Source organism: Terribacillus jepli, from assembly GCF_047228925.1.
Lineage (GTDB): Bacteria > Bacillota > Bacilli > Bacillales > Amphibacillaceae > Terribacillus.
The window spans coordinates 221942-240240 of the sequence record NZ_JBFEGH010000004.1 but is presented as its reverse complement, the minus strand read 5'-3'; the positions used below and the strand labels follow the sequence as shown (position 1 = coordinate 240240).

The following is an 18299-nucleotide window of genomic DNA, read 5'->3' as shown; positions in this document are numbered from 1 at the left end:
CCAGTGACCGGTATTTTCTTTTACGACAATTTTCGAGTAAAGCTCTGCATCTTCGTGTCTCTTTGCTACAAGTTCCGAGGGATTAAGTAATGCTGTCTCACGTATACTATTCTTTCAAAGGAGAAGGGGGACAAGTTTATGAAAGAGTACTTTGTCTATTGGGTGAAACATGAGATCTACTTCCGCTATTTTTATAAATCGGATATCCTCTATCGCTTTTTCCTCTCCAGCCAGGTGGAGAAAACCGCATATGTACAGGAGCAGCTGGACTATATTACAAATGATTTTCCTCCTAATGCATCACTGCAGCAAGCATTCCATCAGGATGAAAATGTTCACATTGAGGCTGAACGGCACTGCCTTCGTGTCATTTGCGACTCTTTGACGACAGCTGAAGAAACCATCTTTTCGGAACTCCGCCACTTCGATTCATCCTTTTTCATCATCGAACCTGCTGCCAACAACTGCGGATGGATCGCACCAATCATAAAAAATGACCTGCAATCACGGGTTCATCTATTGTATTCTTCCTTTTGATTGTCTATACTAGATTAGAGATATTTTGAAGGAGGAAGCCAATATGAGTCCGATCTGGGTCGTACTTATAGCACTGGCTACATTGATTATCGGCGTAGCACTTGGATTTTTCATCGCCAGAAGATACATGATGAACTATCTGAAGAAAAACCCGCCAATTAATGAACAGATGCTTCGTACAATGATGATGCAAATGGGTCAAAAACCATCACAAAAGAAAATCAACCAAATGATGCGCGCAATGAATAACCAACAAGGTAAATAAGCAATTATTTCTATATAGCTTTGACGTTTCACGTTGGCGATATGGCATTGCAAAAAAAGGGATTTGATGGCTGCAATTGTTTTATTAAATCCGGGAACCACTTTTTCTGTTGAGAGACTTAGCAGGGAGGGTGGTTTTTTTGTTGATGGAGGACTAATACATAGTTGATTGGTGTGGCATATTAAATAATTGAGTGTGTGGTTTTCTAGGGGTAAATTGTATAGTTTATCTCAGAGCCGACATTCAAACAGTCACTACATGTTTTAGAATTGGATAAAATATAACTATCTATTTGTTGAGTATAGGGAGGAAATATGAAACCCATCCATTACGAATGGCTTGAAGAGAGAACGATCATCCTGGCTCCAACAGGCAGCTACGCTTATGGGACAAATACGGAAGAATCGGATAAGGATTATAAAGGTGTGTGCATTCCGCCTGTAAGCTATTACTTGGGTTTGGAATCATTCAATGAATACAATAGTAGCGGCGGCAAGAATTTTAAGAATACCAAAGATGTTGTTGATATTAACATTATACATATTACCAAGTTTGTAAAAGATGCCATGACTGGTGTACCAAATAACATGGAGATCCTGTTTTTAAGGAGAGAACAGTATTTGAAAGTGACTGCTTTAGGACAGCGGTTAATTGATAATCGGCATCTATTCCTTTCCAAAGCAATTCAAAGGAAGTTTGGAGGTTATGCTAACGCGCAAATTCAACAGCTTAAGCAAAGGAACAAAAGTCGATCCGGCAGAATGGATTTGATCCAACAGTATGGATATGACACGAAATTCTTTATGCACAGCGTTAGGCTGCTGACTAGCGCCATTGAAATCCTGGAGACAGGAGATTTCAGTACATATAGGCCGAATCGTAATTTATTGCTCGACTGCAGAAATGGCAAATACACATTTAACGAAGCTGTGGAACTTGTAGCGGCGTTAGACATCGAACTTAAGAAGGCCGCGGAGCGTTCAACATTGCCTGAGAAACCGGATTATCATGCGATCAATGAGCTCTTAGTAAGCATAAATACTGCGGCAATTGTGCAAAAGCACGAAGAAAGATAAAACCAGAAGAGATCATTTGCACGCAGATTATAATTTTTATCTAGATTAAACCGATGCTGTATTTTCATAGCTTTATTAGTGTACGTTCGCTATTTAGCACTGTAATGCGGATTTACATATACAGATTAATAAAATCAGTAACCACTTTTCTATTTATATGGTAGGAAGAGTGGTTTTTTGTTGGAGGAAGATGGAAAATCATCGGCTCTCAATAGAATCTATATTATACAAGATTGACGAATGCCGAGCAAAAAGATTAAAGGAGAAGTTAAATTCGAAAATGTCCAATTCGGTTATGATAAAAACATGCCTGTATTGCGAAACTTTACCTTGCAAGCCAATCCTGGACAAATGATTGCATTAGTAGGACCCACAGGAGCTGGGAAGACGACTATCATTAATTTACTGACGCGATTTTACGATATTCAATCTGGCAAGATTCTGCTCGATGGAGAAGATATACAACAGACCGACAAGCAATTTCTGCGGCGGCAGATTGGTTTGGTCTTACAAGATGCTTATGTATTCACTGGTACGATTCGTGAAAACATCCGCTATGGTCGGTTAGATGCTACAGATGAAGAAGTCGACCATGCCGGCGAAATTAGCCATGGCTGACGCTTTCATTAGAAAATTTCCAGAGGGCTATGAAACACAATTAAGCGGTGATGGCAGTAACTTAACCCAAGGACAAAAACAGCTTCTGACGATTGCGCGTGCTATATTAGCAGATCCTTCAATTCTTATATTGGATGAAGCGACAAGCAGTGTTGGCACGAGAAAAGAATTGCGAATACAAGCGGCTTTGAAAACTTTGATGAAAGGAGGGACCAGTTTTGTCATTGCTCATCGCTTAAGCACGATCCAAGACGCTGATTTAATTGTCGTTTTGAACAATGGTGAAATCACGGAGCACGGGACACACTTCGAATTATTAAAGAGAAAGGGACTCTATTCCCAGCTTTATCAGAATCAGATGGCAAACCAGTTATGTAACTCAGACTGTGCGATGAATATGAGCTCAACCTTTCGATCCCATCACAAATTACAAGAGTCGCTTACTTCAAAGAATAAGCGGCTTTTTTTCATGCATGAAATATGAAACAGCAGCCATACTAAAATAGAGTAGGTTTACTTCTTTGATAATCAAGGAATTGGAACATAAATAAGAAGGAGTGATAAGAAATGAAACATGTGAAAGCACTTGTGATCAAATTCATCATGATTTTAGCTGTTTTATGGATTGTTTTCACCCTTATGTTTAATACGGAATTCAGTGATACGCTGCTTATGAGTGTAGTTTTGACGATAGCTGCTTATGTAATTGGTGACTTATTAATCCTGAGCAGGGCGGGTGACCGAAGTAAGCCAGATGGCGATTTTAAGAAGCGGAATACAATTGCCACGGTTAGTGATGCTATTCTGACATTCATCGTTCTTTGGGCATTAGGAGAGGCATTGCTAAATCCTGATGACAATGTTGTGTTGGCATCCTTGATCTCAACAGTTGTAATTGGAATAGGTGAGTGGTTCTTCCATCGTTATGTCAATAATCAAGTAATAGAGGACCATAATGCTCAAACTGTTGGCATGTCTTGAACTGTGCTATAGTGTAAAATAAGCTAATAGAAGGAATCCTGTGTCGCGGGGTTCCTTTTGCTTGTCGATATTGGGGGGATGCTCATGGAAGTAACAATACTGCTGGCGGTAACTGCTGGATTCCTTTCTTTTCTTTCACCATGTGTTCTGCCTCTTTATCCGGCATTTCTGTCTTATTTGGCAGGTGTCAATCCAGGCTCATCTGCAAAAAAATCGCATGCTTCCGGATGGTTTCTGCATACAATTTTCTTCCTTATTGGCTTTTCGTCGATCTTTTTACTGCTTGGCTACAGCGCACTAGCTTTATCTGGATGGCTTTTTGCATATCAATCATACATACGAGTTATTGGTGGAATAATTTTGATTCTAATGGGTGCAGTGCAGATAGGGTTGCTTGGAGGAAGATGGCAGACGTCTAAAACCTTGCTTCGTTTTAAAAACAGGCCTCCTGGATATGCTGGTTCGTTCCTGATTGGGCTTTCCTTCGCGATGGGGTGGACGCCTTGTACAGGTCCAATCTTAGCGGGCATCATGACTAGCGCTGCTCTGCAGCCGCTTGGAGCCGTCCCGCTTATGGCAGCTTATGTACTGGGCTTCAGTATTCCTTTCTTTTTCTGGGGATTCTTCGGATCTCGATTGCAGAGATTAAAAAGAACCGGGAAGATCCTGCATGAAATAAGTGGTTATTTCCTGATTCTTATCGGTATTTTGCTTTTATTCGATCTTACGACAAGGATAACAGCTTATCTTGCAGGTTTTTTCTCTTTTTACGGTTTTTAAATCGTGAAAAAAGCTGTGAAGTAGTTTAGAATATGTAGGGAAAGGGTGTCGATTGTGGAATTTTCACCGAATAATCTAATTTTCAAAACAACAACCGTGCTCATTTCTTTCTTGTTGCTCGGGTTTTCGGTCTATCTGTTTTTTTCGGGCCACAATTCGCCGGGTGGTGGATTCATCGGAGGACTTGGAACTGCTGCTGCTTTGGTTCTCATGTATATGGCATACGGTTTCAAGACAGTCAGCAAGGTTCTGCCGATCAATTATCGTGTGCTGACGGTGACAGGTGTGCTGATTGCCATCTTGACCAGTGCTGGATCATTCCTATTCGGACAGCCATTCCTGAGTCATACATTCACGTATATCCACTTGCCGGTACTAGGGGAGCTGGAATTGGCTACAGCGACACTTTTTGATCTAGGGGTTTATCTTACAGTAGTCGGAATCGCCCTGACGATCATCCTGTCCATCGCACAAGATCGTTCAAGCAGTGAGGAGAATGCAAGTGGCAAAGATATTGATAGTAGATGATGCGAAATTCATGCGGAAGACGTTGCGGGGTCTGCTTACAGAGAACAATCATGAGATTGTCGGAGAGGCTGCGGATGGACATGAGGCAGTATCTCAGTTCCGTGACACGCAACCTGATATCGTGCTCATGGATATCACGATGCCGCATATGGATGGGCTTGCAGCTCTGAAGGAGATCATCGGGATTGATCCGGAAGCTAAAGTGATCATGTGCTCTGCAATGGGGCAGCAGCGCATTGTCATGCAGGCTATCGAACTTGGTGCAAAGGATTTTATTACGAAGCCTTTCGAGGACGCCCGCGTAATTGAAACAGTGGAGCGTATCCTCGCTTAAAGAAATGTAAATCGAAAGAAGGTAAGGGTATGACATTACCTGTTATCATCAGTACCATCCTGGTTGCATGTATGGGTCTGGCTGTTGCGATGATCCGGATGCGGGCTGCTGCCAGGCCAGTGACAGCAAAGAAAATCATCCTGCCGCCGCTGTTCATGAGCACGGGGGCATTGATGTTTCTTTTTCCAGTGTTCCGTGTACCATGGTTGGAGGTTTGGTATTCACTCGGTGCTGGAGTCATTTTCTCCAGTTTGCTGATTCTGACTTCCAACTTTGAAGTGCGGGATGGGGAGATTTTCCTGAAGCCTTCCAAGGCATTCGCCATCATACTCGTCGGGCTTGTGTTTGTCCGGGTATTGCTCAAGGTGGCGATCGGGCAAACGATTGAAATAGGGGAGATGGGCGGAGTCTTCTTCCTGCTGGCCTTCGGTATGATCGCTTCCTGGCGAATTGCGATGCTTTGGAAGTATAAACGGCTTGAGAGAAGCTTGCATGTCGCCTGATGGTTGTGGAAAGACTTTCTTACAGTGAGAAAGTCTTTTTTCATATATTGATTATGTCTATACAAGTTTTAGGAAAATCGTGGCACGAGCGTTTTGTTTTTTGGCTAATTGTAGTAACATACATTACAAAAGGACTTATACATACATAGATGCACGAACAAGGTCACATAAAAGGGGGCGAAGGAGCTTGAACGAAGACGACTATAAGACAGAGAAAAAGAAACAAGCGGCTTCATTTGATTCGACAGGCTTTGAGGCACATTCTTTGGCTGAACTGCCAGCGCCGATGCTGCAATGGATCGACCAAAACGGTTTTGATATCGTGTTCGTCTGCAGCAATGACGGGGTGATCCAGTATACTTCTGCGTCGGTTACACGGCTGCTGGGCTATCTGCCAGAGGAAGTGTTCGGCACGTCTTCTTTGACTTATTTGGATCCATGTGACGTGCCTGTCCTGAAGAACAGGTTCCAATCAGCAACAGAATGGCCTCAGCGATTCCATTTCACAGCACTGGATAACAGGGGGAAGCATATATGGATGGAAGCCAGCATCTCACTAATAGAGGAGCCGGATGCCCCATATTATATCGGAGTCGCCAAGGATGTCTCCGATAAAAAAGAAATCGAGGAAATGATGTTCCGATCGGAAAAAATGAGTGTGGCTGGTCAGCTTGCGGCTGGGATCGCCCATGAAATCCGCAATCCGCTTACAAGTCTGAAAGGTTTCCTTCAGCTCATTCAGGCGGGTATCAGCCGCAAGGAAGAGTACTACAAGATCATGGTGGAAGAGATAGAGAAAATCGAAACAATCACTTCCGAGCTTCTATTCATTTCAAAGCCAGTGGCGGAAAACAAAGAATCAGAAACGATTCATGAAATGCTGCAGGATGTCATTACACTGCTGTACTCACAGGCGCGTTTGCAGAATGTCCAGATCAATTTTGAAAAAGGATCGAATAGCAGGCTGCTCTGTGACCGCTCGCAAATCAAGCAGCTCTTCATCAATCTCATCAAGAATGCACTTGAAGAAATGCCGAAGGGCGGTAAGATTGATATACGTCAGCGTCAAGTTGGTACAGATTGTATTGTGGATGTTGTGGATGAAGGTCCTGGTATCCCGGATGATGTGCTTGCCAAGCTCAAGGAGCCTTTCTTTACGACGAAGAAAGAAGGTACTGGATTAGGTTTGATGATCTGTATGCAAATATTGGACAAGCATAACGGTGCACTTGATATTCTGCGCAATGAAACGAAGGGGAGTACCTTCAGGGTTTCCTTGCCGATTACCTTATAATATTTATACATGGCCTCTTCTATAAGAGGCCATGTTTGTTTTACATGTCGTGAGAACTATTGTGTTTCTGTCTGCTATGATTTTTGTTTTTTACTTTCTTCGACCCGCTCAGCGGCTCATTCACCTTCTCTGGGTGTTTTCGTTGTTTCCCTTTCTGATCTCCCATTTTCTCACCTCCATATCACCTATTATCCCTTGTGTAAAAGGGCTTATTCGAGTGTTATCAAAATCTATAGGTTGACTGCAAAATACGCTACGATTCCCTATTTTACGCGTATAATTTGCTCTTAATTAATTTACTTATGAATCGTTTTCATTTAGAATAAAGAGTGCAAATCGATGTTAGCTCGTGCTGTTCTATCATAAGATTGTGATAGAGCAGGCTAATTCACAAGGGGGTTTGTTCATACGATGGTGGGAAATAATTCATACAACGCAAAGAAACAGTTTGAATTAAATGGAAAGACGTACAATTACTATCAATTGAAAGCGCTTGAAGAGAAAGGGCTCGGAACAGTCTCCCGCTTGCCATTCTCCATTCGTGTGCTGCTTGAATCGCTGATCCGTCAGCATGATGGCTTTGCAATCAAGGACGAGCATGTGGAAGGCTTAGCAAACTGGGGGAATGGGAACATCACGGATGTACCATTCAAGCCTTCCCGTGTTATCCTGCAAGACTTTACCGGAGTACCGGCGGTCGTGGATCTCGCTTCCTTAAGAAAAGCGATGGTCGACCTTGGCGGGGATGCAGATCGAATCAATCCTGAAATCCCGGTCGATCTTGTCATCGACCACTCCGTACAGGTTGATAAGTATGGTACGCAAGACGCATTGAAAGTGAACATGGAATTGGAATTTGAGCGAAACAAAGAACGTTATGAATTTTTAAACTGGGCGCAAAAAGCATTCGATAACTACCGTGCTGTTCCGCCTGCGACTGGAATCGTCCACCAGGTCAACCTGGAATACTTGGCCAACGTAGTCCATGCCAATGAGGATGCAGACGGTGCGTATACTGCTTATCCTGATACATTGGTTGGTACTGATTCCCATACGACGATGATCAATGGACTTGGTGTCCTAGGCTGGGGTGTCGGCGGTATCGAAGCAGAAGCAAGCATGCTTGGACAACCATCTTACTTCCCGGCACCAGATGTAATCGGCGTGAAATTCGTTGGAACGATGCCAGCTGGTTCCACTGCGACCGACTTGGCACTGAAGGTGACACAAGTACTGCGTCAGAAGAGCGTGGTCGGAAAATTCGTGGAATTCTTCGGTCCGGGACTTGCGGATATGCCGCTTGCCGACCGTGCGACAATCTCGAATATGGCGCCGGAATACGGGGCGACATGCGGTTTCTTCCCAATTGATGAAGAAACACTGAACTACATGCATTTAACAGGCAGAAGCAAGGATCAAATCGATCTAGTTGAGAAATATGCGAAGGAAAATGACTTCTGGTATTCTCCGGATGCCCGTGACCCTGAATATACGGAAATCGTGGAAATCGACCTTTCCGCATTGGAGCCGAACCTTTCCGGTCCGAAGCGTCCGCAGGATTTGATTCCGCTTTCCGGCATGCAGAAATCATTCGTTGATTCCATTACAGCACCATCTGGCAACCAAGGATTCGGACTTGATAAGAGTGAATTCGATAAGTCAGTTGATGTACACCATCCGGATGGTAAAACGTCCACGATGAAAACAGGTGCTGTCGCAATTGCTGCGATCACTTCCTGTACGAATACATCTAACCCATACGTTATGCTTGGAGCTGGACTCCTTGCGAAGAATGCGGTTGAAAAAGGCCTGAACGTGCCTGCGTATGTGAAAACATCCCTTGCACCAGGCTCGAAAGTAGTAACGCGTTACTTGGATGATGCAGGACTGACGCCTTATCTTGACCAATTAGGCTTTACGCTAGTCGGTTACGGCTGTACGACATGTATCGGCAACTCTGGACCATTGTCTCCTGAAATCGAAGAAGCGATCTCTTCCAGCGATTTGACGGTTGCATCCGTACTTTCTGGTAACCGTAACTTCGAAGGCCGTATCCATCCGCTTGTGCGAGCGAACTATTTGGCTTCACCGCCGCTAGTCGTGGCTTATGCGCTTGCAGGTACAGTGGATATCGACTTGGATAACGACCCAATCGGAACGGATAAAGACGGAAACGCGGTCTATTTCAAAGATCTATGGCCTTCTCCCAAAGAAATCCGCGATGCAGTCGCTGAAGTTGTTACACCGGAAATCTTCCGTAAGGAGTATGAGGATGTCTTCAATTCCAATGCCAAATGGAATGAAATTGATACAACTGACGAACCGCTTTACAAATGGGATGCGGATTCTACTTACATCCAGAATCCTACCTTCTTCGAGAACATCTCCGGAGGAAGCGGCACCGTGCAGCCTCTACAAGGATTGCGTGTAATCGGGAAGTTTGGCGACTCTGTCACAACGGACCATATTTCTCCGGCGGGTGCAATAGCGAAAGATATGCCGGCGGGTAAATATTTGCAGGATAAAGGTGTCACACCTCGCGAGTTCAACTCCTATGGTTCCCGCCGCGGTAACCACGAGGTCATGATGCGCGGTACCTTCGCAAACATTCGTATCCGCAACCAGCTGGCACCAGGTACAGAGGGCGGTTACACAACTTACTGGCCGACGGATGAAGTAATGCCGATTTATGATGCAGCAATGAAATATCAAGCTGATCAGACAGGATTGGCTATCTTTGCCGGGGAAGACTACGGCATGGGAAGCTCTCGTGACTGGGCAGCCAAAGGTACGAACTTGCTTGGTATCAAAACAGTCATCGCACAGAGCTTTGAGCGGATCCACCGTTCCAACCTTGTCATGATGGGTGTGCTGCCATTGCAGTTCCAGCCTGGAGAAAGTGCGGAATCCCTTGGATTGACTGGACGTGAGAGCATTGATGTTGCAATCGATGAGAATGTATCTCCACGCGATGTCGTCAAAGTAAAAGCAACTGCCGAGGATGGCAAAGTGACTGAATTCGAAGCTGTAGCGCGCTTCGATAGTGAAGTGGAAATCGATTATTACCGTCATGGCGGTATTTTGAACATGGTCCTTCGTGACAAATTGCAGCATGCATAAGTATTCATAAGAAGCAGCCGGAATGGCTGCTTCTTTTTTTGGTTAGTTTGACTCCTTTCCGCTTAAAATAAACGGCAAAGGGGGCATTTGTATGAAACGAGGACTAATCCTCTTGTGTGCTTTTTTGTTCATCTTTCCGGCCATCGTACGAGCCGATGCACTGGAGCTTGAATCGGTGGAAGCTTTGATTGATGGTTCTGATGGGAAACCTGTCGTAATAACGTATTGGGCTACATGGTGTGAAACTTGCCTATCGGATCTGTCCGAGCTGGAGGAGTTTCATGCGTCAGCCGGCAGTAAGGTCAGCGTATACAGTATCAATGCGACAAAAAGCGAACGAAGCGTGAAGCAAGTGAGGGCCTTCATCGAGAAAAGCGCACTTCAAGTGCCTGTCTATTTGGATATGGAGGGTGCTGTAGCACATCAATTCCGCCAAGTTGCGGTTCCATTCACGATACTGGTCGATAAATCCGGGGAGAAGCGGATCATTCCTGGCCCTGTAACGAAGGAACAACTGGATGAATGGATCGATTAAAGTCCCGCCAGTTCACCTGTTTGGTATTAGTATGCTAAAATGATGGTAGAAAAGGGGGCATACTAGTGGAACAGACAGAGAAAACCCTGACCGAACAAGTGATTGCGTGGAGTTCAATGGACATCTCACCGCCTCTATCGGAGATAGAGGCGTTACGTATGGCATCAAAGCTTGATTCCGGGGAAGAAGCCTTAAAACAAGGCTTGTATCGGATCATAGCTTTCTACCGGATCATGCGCGTGAAAAAGCAGGATCCAATCAGTAGACAATTGCTGGCAGAGTCGGAGCGGACACACCCAATTGTGCTTGAAATCGACCAATTTGCACAGGTAAGTCAATATTATCAGGCATTGATGGACACGGATTTGCCAGTGTGGTCGGTACGGGAAACAGATTTTGATCCTGCCAAACTAAAGAAGTCTCAAAGCTTGAACAGTCAGCTGAACGATGTAATGAAAGCATATCCACGCAGATTGACTGGCGCAAGCAAATTGGCGGCAGCATACAATCGATCTTATGAGGAACTGGAGGATTTGCTGGTCCTCTTAGAGCAGACCATCGAAACGATTGAAAACAGGAAGACAGGGTCTCCTGTCACTGCAATGAATGCGACCGTCTTGCAAATATTGAAGTCATTGGAAGCAGTACAGGATGCGCTGCCTGATGTATTAAGCCGGGCGAGTGATAGCCGCCCGCTCGAAGTGCTGGATCAACTGATCGGTTTACAAGATGTAAAGACCTATATACATGATTATTACCACTATTTGCGCTACCAGCAGGAAAGGAAGCAGTTGGGGTTCCAGATGGTGGATGAACCGGGTCTGCATATGGTCATCACTGGCAATCCAGGGACCGGGAAAACGACGATAGCGCGTCTTTTGGCCAAGCTTTACCATCAGCTGGGATTATTGGAATCCGATCATGTCGTCGAAGTGAATCGTTCTCATCTTGTTGGTTCGTATCTTGGCCAAAGTGAAGAAAATACGACCAATTATGTTCGGCAGGCAATCGGCGGTGTGCTGTTCATCGATGAAGCGTACAGTTTGAAACGGGAAGGCCAAAGCGGAAATGATTATGGACAGGCAGTGATCGATACGCTTGTCTCCAGTATGACGAGCAGTGAGTATGGCGGGAAGTTTGCTGTCATCCTGGCAGGCTATCCAGAAGAAACACGTCAATTCCTGTTTGCCAATCCAGGGCTGCGCAGTCGGATCCCGGATCAGAATTACATCGAGCTACCGGACTTTGAGACAGAGGAACTATTGCAGATTGCCGAAAACACGGCGCTGTCAAATGATTTTTTCTTCACAGAAGAAGCATTGCGACTCGTTGAGGATAAAATCGAACAGGCTCGGGTGGATGAAACATTCGGCAATGCCCGATCCGTACGGGATATTGTACTACGCATCATCTTCCAAAAGGGAGCCGATCGCAAATTGACGACGGATTCATGGATCGATCATATGACTTTATCTGCCCATGATGTCAAAGATCCAGATCGGAACGAAAAGGAATCAGAGCCATTGCAGCAGCTGGATCAATTGATTGGTTTGCAATCGATCAAGGAAGAGGTAAAAAAGCTGTCTTCGTTTGTCCAAATTCAGCAGGCACGGAAACAAAAAGGGGCTCCGGCAGTCCCGATTCAGCTGCACGCTGTTTTTACCGGCAATCCGGGAACCGGTAAGACGACGATTGCCAAAATCTATGCCGAGATATTAAAAGAGCGCGGACTGTTGAAAAGGGGACATCTGGTTGTCGCATCAAGAAGTGATTTGGTTGCCGGTTATGTCGGTCAGACAGCAGCCAAGACGAAAACGGTCATCCGCGATGCACTGGGCGGTGTATTATTTATCGATGAAGCGTACAGTTTGTTCCGAGGTGCTCAAGATTTCGGTAAAGAAGCGATCGATACACTTGTAGATGAAATGACGAAACATAATGAAAATCTCGTAGTTGTTCTGGCAGGGTACCAACAGGAAATGAAACAGTTCATCGACAGCAATCCTGGACTTGCTTCACGCTTTAAGAAATATTTCATTTTCCCTGATTACAACAGTGAAGAGCTCGTCGCAATCTTTAAGCACGCAATGGAAAATTATGCATATACGCTATCAGAAGATGCGGAAGCTTTCTTGAATGAACGACTGGAAACAGAATCTGTTACCGGCAATGCCAGATTCGTCACGAATCTGCTTGACGAAGCAATCCAGTTCCAATCGCTTCGCCTTGTGGAAGAGGAAGAACAGCTGGAAATGGATTATTTGACTAAGAAAGATATAGAGAATGCTTGGGATATGGTAAGGAGAAGTGCTTTATGAAGAAATCGACATCGGAAATAAATGTGAGGTATGGCGAAACAGATCAAATGGGAGTCGTATATCATGCAAACTATCTCATTTGGTTTGAAATCGGCCGAACTGATTTTATCGAAACATTAGGTTTGCGTTATGCAGGTATGGAGGAAGACGGTTTCCTTTCCCCGGTTGTGGATGCCAAGCTGAACTTCCATTACCCCGTACGGTACGGGGAGAAGCCGGTTGTAGAAACATGGCTCCACTCCTATGATGGTATCCGGACACAATATGGCTATGAAATCAAAAATGAAAATGGCAAACTATGCGTGTCCGGTACAACGACCCACACAGTTGTGAAAAAAGAAAACTTCCGCCCTGTTTCAATACGTCGTTCACTGCCGGAGTGGCATGATGCTTATTCGAAAGTGCTGGAATCATAACAGATGGCATTTGGAATAAAACGCGGTGAATTGAAAAAATGGAAAGAGCAGGTCCGCCAAGGGGAAGTCGCCTTTTTGACCCATTATTGGCTGGATGCGCGGTTTCCGGAGGCAAAAACAGTGACGAAAGCAGGCTGTGCCGATCGACAGAAGCTGGTAGAGTGGGGGGCACAGTATGGTCTCCAGGAAGCTTGGATTGATGAGCATGAGGATTTGCTGCATTTCGATCTGATCGGAGACTATCAGCTTCGTATTCTTCAAGCAGAGCAGCAATGGGAGCAGTTAGAAAAATTCAACTTGCTTCCAAAATAAAAAGCAGTATCCCTTTTTTTGGGGGATTACTGCTTTTTTTCATGGTGATGATGTTCACACGTCGTGCCGGGTACAGGATCGAATCCACCCCGGTGAAACGGATGACATTTGGAAATGCGCTTGATGGTGAGCCAGCCGCCCTTCCACGCACCATACCGTTTTATTGCTTCCAGTCCGTATTGGGAGCATGTCGGATAAAAGCGGCAGGATGGCGGGGTCAGGGGACTGATAAAGCGCCGGTAAAAACGGATCAAGGCCAGGAATACCTTGTCCATCGGTTTATTCCTCTTCGTCGCGCTTGTCGTAGCTTAACGTCGCTACGGCATCGTGCAAATGGATCGATTCCTGGTTGCTGCAGGAAACGGTGAATTTTTCGACATAATCCAGCTCATACAAATCAGCCGCAACAAGACGGACCATGTCTTCGACAAAGCGCGGATTCTCATATGCAGTCTCGGTGACCATCTTTTCATCCGGGCGTTTCAGTACCGGATGGATCCGGGCGCTTGCATTGCTTTCCGCCGCTTCGAGCAAGTCTTCCTTCCAATCACGTACATCTTCGTCAAATGCATCTGTCAGCTGTACTTCCATCGATACGATTCCACGCTGATTATGTGCGCTGTACTCGCTTATTTCCTTTGAGCAAGGGCAAAGTGTCGTAACTGTACCGGAAAGTTTAGCGGTTGTCCGGAACCCGGTTTGCTTGTCATAAGCGACTTCCAAAGTTGCATCCGCATGATTCAGTCCAGTCATGCCGGATGCAGGACCGCTTCGTTCAAAGAACCAAGGAAATGTCACCTTGACCCGTGCATCATCCTGTTTCAAGCGATCGGCAAGCTCCGCGACGAAGGTCTGCAAACTTTCCACAGAAACGGTGAAGCCATTTTTGTGATACAAATCCAGCTGCTCTGTGAATCGGCTCATGTTTGTACCTTTGCTATCCTGCTGGATGGAAGAGGTGAACTCAAACGTTCCGATCGTGGTCTGCATTGCTGGGCTGGTATTGCTGATCACTTGGATCGGATGTTTGACTTTCGCTATCCCGACCGCATCTATATGGAAAAGGAAATTCTTTTTCGTATTCTGTAAATCGGCCATATCGGCTTTGTTTTCAGGTTTTGTTTTCTTGCCTGGCGGCACAGAGCCGAATAATTTATGACGTTCCGCCTTGGATGGCAGCTGTTTTCTAGTTGGTGTGTTTAGGTGTTGCATGTTTGTACTCCTTTCAAAGTCGCATGACTAGCTTAAAGTATACCCGATGCAAAGCTCGAAATCCAATTGTCTGAACCGGGTAGTTCAGGTGAAATGAAAAAAACAATCCCGTTACTTGGAATTGTTTTTCACAAGGAAGGAAGCTTTTGGTTCCTCCCGCTTGATGATACGGACGATGTTCTGTCGATGCTTATAAAGGATGAATATCGCCAAGAGTCCGAGTACGATGGATAAAATGACATCCTGTGCAATGAAGATCGAGACGATGACACCGACAACACCTGCTGTCATGGAGGCAAGAGATACATATTTGCTGATGAGCAAAACGACGATGAAACTTGCCAGGATGATGACAAAAAGCAAGGCATTTACTCCCAGGATGATCCCGGCGGATGTCGCGACAGCTTTTCCACCTTTGAAGCGGGCAAAGATCGGATACACGTGTCCGATGACTGCGCCGAGTCCGATGACAAGCAGATATAAGTCAAACCCGAATAGCACGGGCAGAATGGTTGCGATCGTCCCTTTCAGGATGTCGGCGATCAGCACGATTGTCCCGGCTTTCTTACCGAGCGTCCGGAATGTGTTCGTTGCGCCGAGATTTCCGCTGCCATGCTCCCTTACATCTATATTATAACCTACCTTACCGACAATCAGGGCAGATGGAATCGAACCGATGATATAGGCGAGCAGGATGAATAACACGTAATCCATTTACATTCTCCTTTGACTGCTGAGGCGTTCCTGTTGCTTGCTAATCCATTTTAGCACGAAGTATCATGGAAGAGCATAACTTTTTACATACTATTAGATTAACTTCCAACAAGCAAGGGTAAAAAATATTTAGTACATAACTCGAGGTGAAGGTATGATTGAATTCAAAGACGTACATAAGACATACCCAGATGGAACAGAGGCTATCAAAAATTTTAATCTGAAAGTGCAGGAAGGGGAACTGCTTACGCTCATCGGGCCAAGCGGCTGCGGCAAGACGACGACGATGAAAATGATCAACCGGCTGGTCGAGCCCTCTGCAGGTGATATATACATAGATGGTAAAGATTTGAAAGACTACAACATCCACGAGCTTCGATGGAATATTGGCTATGTTCTGCAGCAAATTGCATTATTTCCCCATATGACTGTCGAGGAAAACATCGCTGTCGTCCCGGAGATGAAAAAGTGGAAGAAGCAACAAATTCGTGACCGGGCGAAGGAATTGATGCAAATGGTCGGTATGGAACCGTCCATCTATATGAAAAAGAAACCTTCCGAATTATCCGGCGGCCAAGCACAGCGTGTAGGAGTAATTCGGGCGCTCGCAGCCGATCCGCAGATTTTGCTGATGGACGAGCCATTCAGCGCCTTGGATCCAATCAGCAGGGAGGGGCTGCAAAAGGACATCAGGAAATTACAGCAGCAAATCAAAAAGACAATTGTATTTGTCACCCATGATATCGATGAAGCAACAGCCTTGGGAGATCGTATCTGCCTGATGAACGCCGGGGAAATCATCCAAGTCGATACGCCGCAGGAATTGATACTCAAGCCGCTTAATTCCTTTGTTCGCAGTTTTATCGGCGATAAAAAATCACCATGGCAGACTGCAGTTGATATCGTCGTTGCCCAAACTGTTTCCCATATTTTGACGCAGACTGCATTCGAAGCAGGCAATTTCGATCCGGAGCAAGCTTATATCCTGACAAGCGACGACGGACAAATACTTTGTGCTGTCGAGCATGGTAAGCAGAAGGATATCTTGACGATACCGAACGATATGAATGTACTGGAAGCAGTTCGTGTTTTCGAAAAAGCCAGAGCCAGTATATTGCCTGTCGCAAAAGGTGATGAGTTGATAGGTACGGTTACACAGCAGGAGCTGTTACATTATCTGGCCAGCAAAACGGAAGTCAAGAATGGGGTTGTGACCCAATGAACGAATTCCTTGATGTATTCGAGCAGCGCAGTGATTCCTTATGGACGGCATTGGGTGAACACTTGCAAATATCGATTATAGCTTTGCTGATCAGTATTGCCATTGCGGTACCGCTTGGTCTTTTGCTGAGCAGGTCCAAAAAGCTTGCCGAGCCGATCATCGCCATAGCGGCGGTCCTGCAGACGATTCCTAGTCTTGCCATTCTGGCTTTCTTGATTCCGTTGATCGGTATCGGAACGAAGCCGGCAGTTGTAGCACTGATCATTTATGCATTGCTGCCGATTCTTCGTAATACATATACCGGTATCGCTGAAGTGGATCCGGCCTTGAAAGAAGCGGCGACAGGTATGGGCATGAACCGCTTGCGCCGCCTTCGCAAAGTTGAGCTGCCATTGGCGATGCCAGTCATCATGGCTGGTATTCGGACAGCCATGGTGATGATAGTCGGGACGACCACGATTGCCGCTTTGATCGGTGCCGGCGGACTCGGTGAACTGATTCTGTTAGGTATCGACCGCGGAGGGGATGTGAATCTCATCTTGCTTGGTGCGATTCCTGCCGCATTGCTCGCCATCCTGCTAGATTTTGTAATCCGGATTTTTGAGCGCACCAGCCGCAAGTTTGGTTTCAAGTCGCTGGCTGTCTTGCTTATAGTAGCCATTATAGGAGTCATTACGCCCTTTGTGGCAGCACAAGACGACCAGCCTGATTTGGTGATAGGCGGAAAGCTGAATGCCGAGCCGACGATTTTGATCAATATGTACAAATTGCTGATCGAGGACCAGACAGATTTACAGGTCGCATTGGAACCGAATTTAGGAAAAACAGATTTTCTTTTCGAAGCCTTGCAAAGTGGCAGCATAGATATTTATCCAGAGTTCACCGGTACAGCTCTGGTGACATTATCAGGTGAACAAGCACAAAGCAATGACAGTCAACAAGTGTATGAGCAAGCTAAAACAAGTATGGCAGAAGCCTTCGACATGGCATATCTGGAGCCGATGGCGTACAATAATACGTATACACTTGCAGTGAAACGATCTTATGCCGAGGAGAACGATTTGCAGACGATTGCGGACCTTCGCAAAATGGATGATGATATGACAGCTGGCTTCACATTGGAGTTCAGCGACCGGGAAGATGGTTATCTGGGCATCCAGGATGTGTATGGAGTCGAGTTCGGCAAGTTGAGCACACTGGATCCTGGTATCCGTCAGCAAGCAATTGAAGCAGATGATGTCGATGTCATCGATGCTTATTCGACAGACAGTTATATCAGGGATTTGGATCTTGTTACATTGGACGATCCGGAAAATCTGTTTCCGCCATATCAAGGTGCTCCTCTGATGCGCCAGGAAACACTCGATGAGTACCCGGAGCTTGCAGACATATTGGGTCAGCTTGCGGGCAAGATAACAGATGAGCAGATGACAGAAATGAATTACCAAGTCGATTTTGAAGGGAAGCAGCCGGAGGATGTAGCAAGAGAGTTCCTCGAGCAGGAAGGTCTACTCTAAAGAAAGGGGTATGTGAA

At 45.5% G+C, this 18299-nt stretch carries 20 protein-coding genes and 1 pseudogene; 17 read left to right on the top strand and 4 right to left on the bottom strand.

The genetic code is table 11. The features are described 5' to 3' along the window. The first annotated feature begins 138 nt into the window (after positions 1–138). The 10 genes and pseudogenes from sirA (at position 139) to AB1K91_RS06950 (ending at position 6916) form a co-directional block, all read left to right on the top strand. Positions 139–537 (top strand): sporulation inhibitor of replication protein SirA, encoded by a 399-nt coding sequence (sirA, locus tag AB1K91_RS06995; protein ID WP_413089051.1) that lies wholly within the window; start codon positions 139–141, stop codon positions 535–537. A 43-nt stretch (positions 538–580) separates the two neighbouring features. Next, positions 581–802 carry a YneF family protein gene (locus AB1K91_RS06990; protein ID WP_093726497.1) on the top strand — a complete coding sequence of 74 codons (222 nt, stop codon included), beginning with the start codon at positions 581–583 and terminating at the stop codon, positions 800–802. Positions 803–1116: 314 nt separating this feature from the next. Next, a complete protein-coding gene (locus AB1K91_RS06985) occupies positions 1117–1878 on the top strand; it encodes a nucleotidyltransferase domain-containing protein (RefSeq protein WP_413089050.1) in 762 nt (253 codons plus the stop codon). Between the two features lie 252 nt (positions 1879–2130). Then, positions 2131–2866: pseudogene (locus AB1K91_RS06980) on the top strand (ABC transporter ATP-binding protein); the annotation flags it as partial. A gap of 197 nt (positions 2867–3063) precedes the next feature. Then, positions 3064–3477 (top strand): YndM family protein, encoded by a 414-nt coding sequence (locus AB1K91_RS06975; RefSeq protein ID WP_093726495.1) that lies wholly within the window; start codon positions 3064–3066, stop codon positions 3475–3477. Between the two features lie 84 nt (positions 3478–3561). Continuing rightward, a complete protein-coding gene (locus AB1K91_RS06970) occupies positions 3562–4257 on the top strand; it encodes a cytochrome c biogenesis CcdA family protein (RefSeq protein WP_413089049.1) in 696 nt (231 codons plus the stop codon). 54 nt (positions 4258–4311) lie between these two features. Then, positions 4312–4785, top strand: coding sequence for a Na(+)/H(+) antiporter subunit B (locus AB1K91_RS06965; protein WP_413089048.1), 474 nt, complete (start codon positions 4312–4314; stop codon positions 4783–4785). Then, entirely contained in the window at positions 4760–5119 is a 360-nt protein-coding gene (locus AB1K91_RS06960; RefSeq protein ID WP_489686331.1) for a response regulator, read from the top strand. Before AB1K91_RS06965 ends, AB1K91_RS06960 begins: the two co-directional genes overlap by 26 nt. Positions 5120–5148: 29 nt before the next feature. After that, positions 5149–5622: a CcdC family protein gene (locus tag AB1K91_RS06955; protein ID WP_413089046.1), complete on the top strand. Its 474-nt coding sequence runs from the start codon at positions 5149–5151 to the stop codon at positions 5620–5622. Between the two features lie 187 nt (positions 5623–5809). Continuing rightward, positions 5810–6916 carry an ATP-binding protein gene (locus AB1K91_RS06950; protein ID WP_413089045.1) on the top strand — a complete coding sequence of 369 codons (1107 nt, stop codon included), beginning with the start codon at positions 5810–5812 and terminating at the stop codon, positions 6914–6916. Positions 6917–6956: 40 nt separating this feature from the next. Here AB1K91_RS06950 and AB1K91_RS06945 read toward each other — a convergent pair whose 3' ends face one another. After that, on the bottom strand, positions 6957–7082 hold the full coding sequence (locus tag AB1K91_RS06945) for a small acid-soluble spore protein P (protein ID WP_084160682.1): 126 nt from the start codon (positions 7080–7082) through the stop codon (positions 6957–6959). Between the two features lie 245 nt (positions 7083–7327). Here AB1K91_RS06945 and acnA point away from each other — a divergent pair, with 245 nt between their 5' ends. From acnA to AB1K91_RS06920, 5 genes are all read left to right on the top strand, one after another. Next, complete coding sequence (gene acnA / locus AB1K91_RS06940) at positions 7328–10036, top strand: aconitate hydratase AcnA (protein WP_413089044.1); 2709 nt, start codon at positions 7328–7330, stop codon at positions 10034–10036. A gap of 91 nt (positions 10037–10127) precedes the next feature. Beyond that, entirely contained in the window at positions 10128–10571 is a 444-nt protein-coding gene (locus AB1K91_RS06935) for a TlpA family protein disulfide reductase (RefSeq protein WP_413089043.1), read from the top strand. Between the two features lie 65 nt (positions 10572–10636). Continuing rightward, positions 10637–12889, top strand: a complete 2253-nt coding sequence (locus AB1K91_RS06930) for an AAA family ATPase (protein ID WP_413089042.1) — start codon at positions 10637–10639, stop codon at positions 12887–12889. Next, positions 12886–13305, top strand: coding sequence for an acyl-CoA thioesterase (locus AB1K91_RS06925; protein ID WP_413089041.1), 420 nt, complete (start codon positions 12886–12888; stop codon positions 13303–13305). Before AB1K91_RS06930 ends, AB1K91_RS06925 begins: the two co-directional genes overlap by 4 nt. A gap of 3 nt (positions 13306–13308) precedes the next feature. Next, on the top strand, positions 13309–13617 hold the full coding sequence (locus AB1K91_RS06920) for a hypothetical protein (protein ID WP_413089040.1): 309 nt from the start codon (positions 13309–13311) through the stop codon (positions 13615–13617). 26 nt (positions 13618–13643) lie between these two features. Here AB1K91_RS06920 and yidD read toward each other — a convergent pair whose 3' ends face one another. The 3 genes from yidD to plsY all read right to left on the bottom strand — a co-directional run bounded on the left by yidD (position 13644) and on the right by plsY (position 15543). Then, entirely contained in the window at positions 13644–13892 is a 249-nt protein-coding gene (gene yidD / locus AB1K91_RS06915; protein WP_093726486.1) for a membrane protein insertion efficiency factor YidD, read from the bottom strand. 4 nt (positions 13893–13896) lie between these two features. Then, a complete protein-coding gene (folE2, locus tag AB1K91_RS06910; RefSeq protein WP_413089039.1) occupies positions 13897–14829 on the bottom strand; it encodes a GTP cyclohydrolase FolE2 in 933 nt (310 codons plus the stop codon). 111 nt (positions 14830–14940) lie between these two features. Then, positions 14941–15543 (bottom strand): glycerol-3-phosphate 1-O-acyltransferase PlsY, encoded by a 603-nt coding sequence (gene plsY / locus AB1K91_RS06905; protein WP_413089038.1) that lies wholly within the window; start codon positions 15541–15543, stop codon positions 14941–14943. 154 nt (positions 15544–15697) lie between these two features. Between plsY and AB1K91_RS06900 the strand changes: the two genes are divergently transcribed. Together AB1K91_RS06900 and AB1K91_RS06895 are read left to right on the top strand one after the other, a co-directional pair. Continuing rightward, positions 15698–16765 carry an ABC transporter ATP-binding protein gene (locus tag AB1K91_RS06900; RefSeq protein WP_413089037.1) on the top strand — a complete coding sequence of 356 codons (1068 nt, stop codon included), beginning with the start codon at positions 15698–15700 and terminating at the stop codon, positions 16763–16765. Continuing rightward, on the top strand, positions 16762–18282 hold the full coding sequence (locus AB1K91_RS06895) for an ABC transporter permease/substrate-binding protein (protein ID WP_413089036.1): 1521 nt from the start codon (positions 16762–16764) through the stop codon (positions 18280–18282). Before AB1K91_RS06900 ends, AB1K91_RS06895 begins: the two co-directional genes overlap by 4 nt. The last annotated feature ends 17 nt before the right edge of the window (positions 18283–18299 follow it).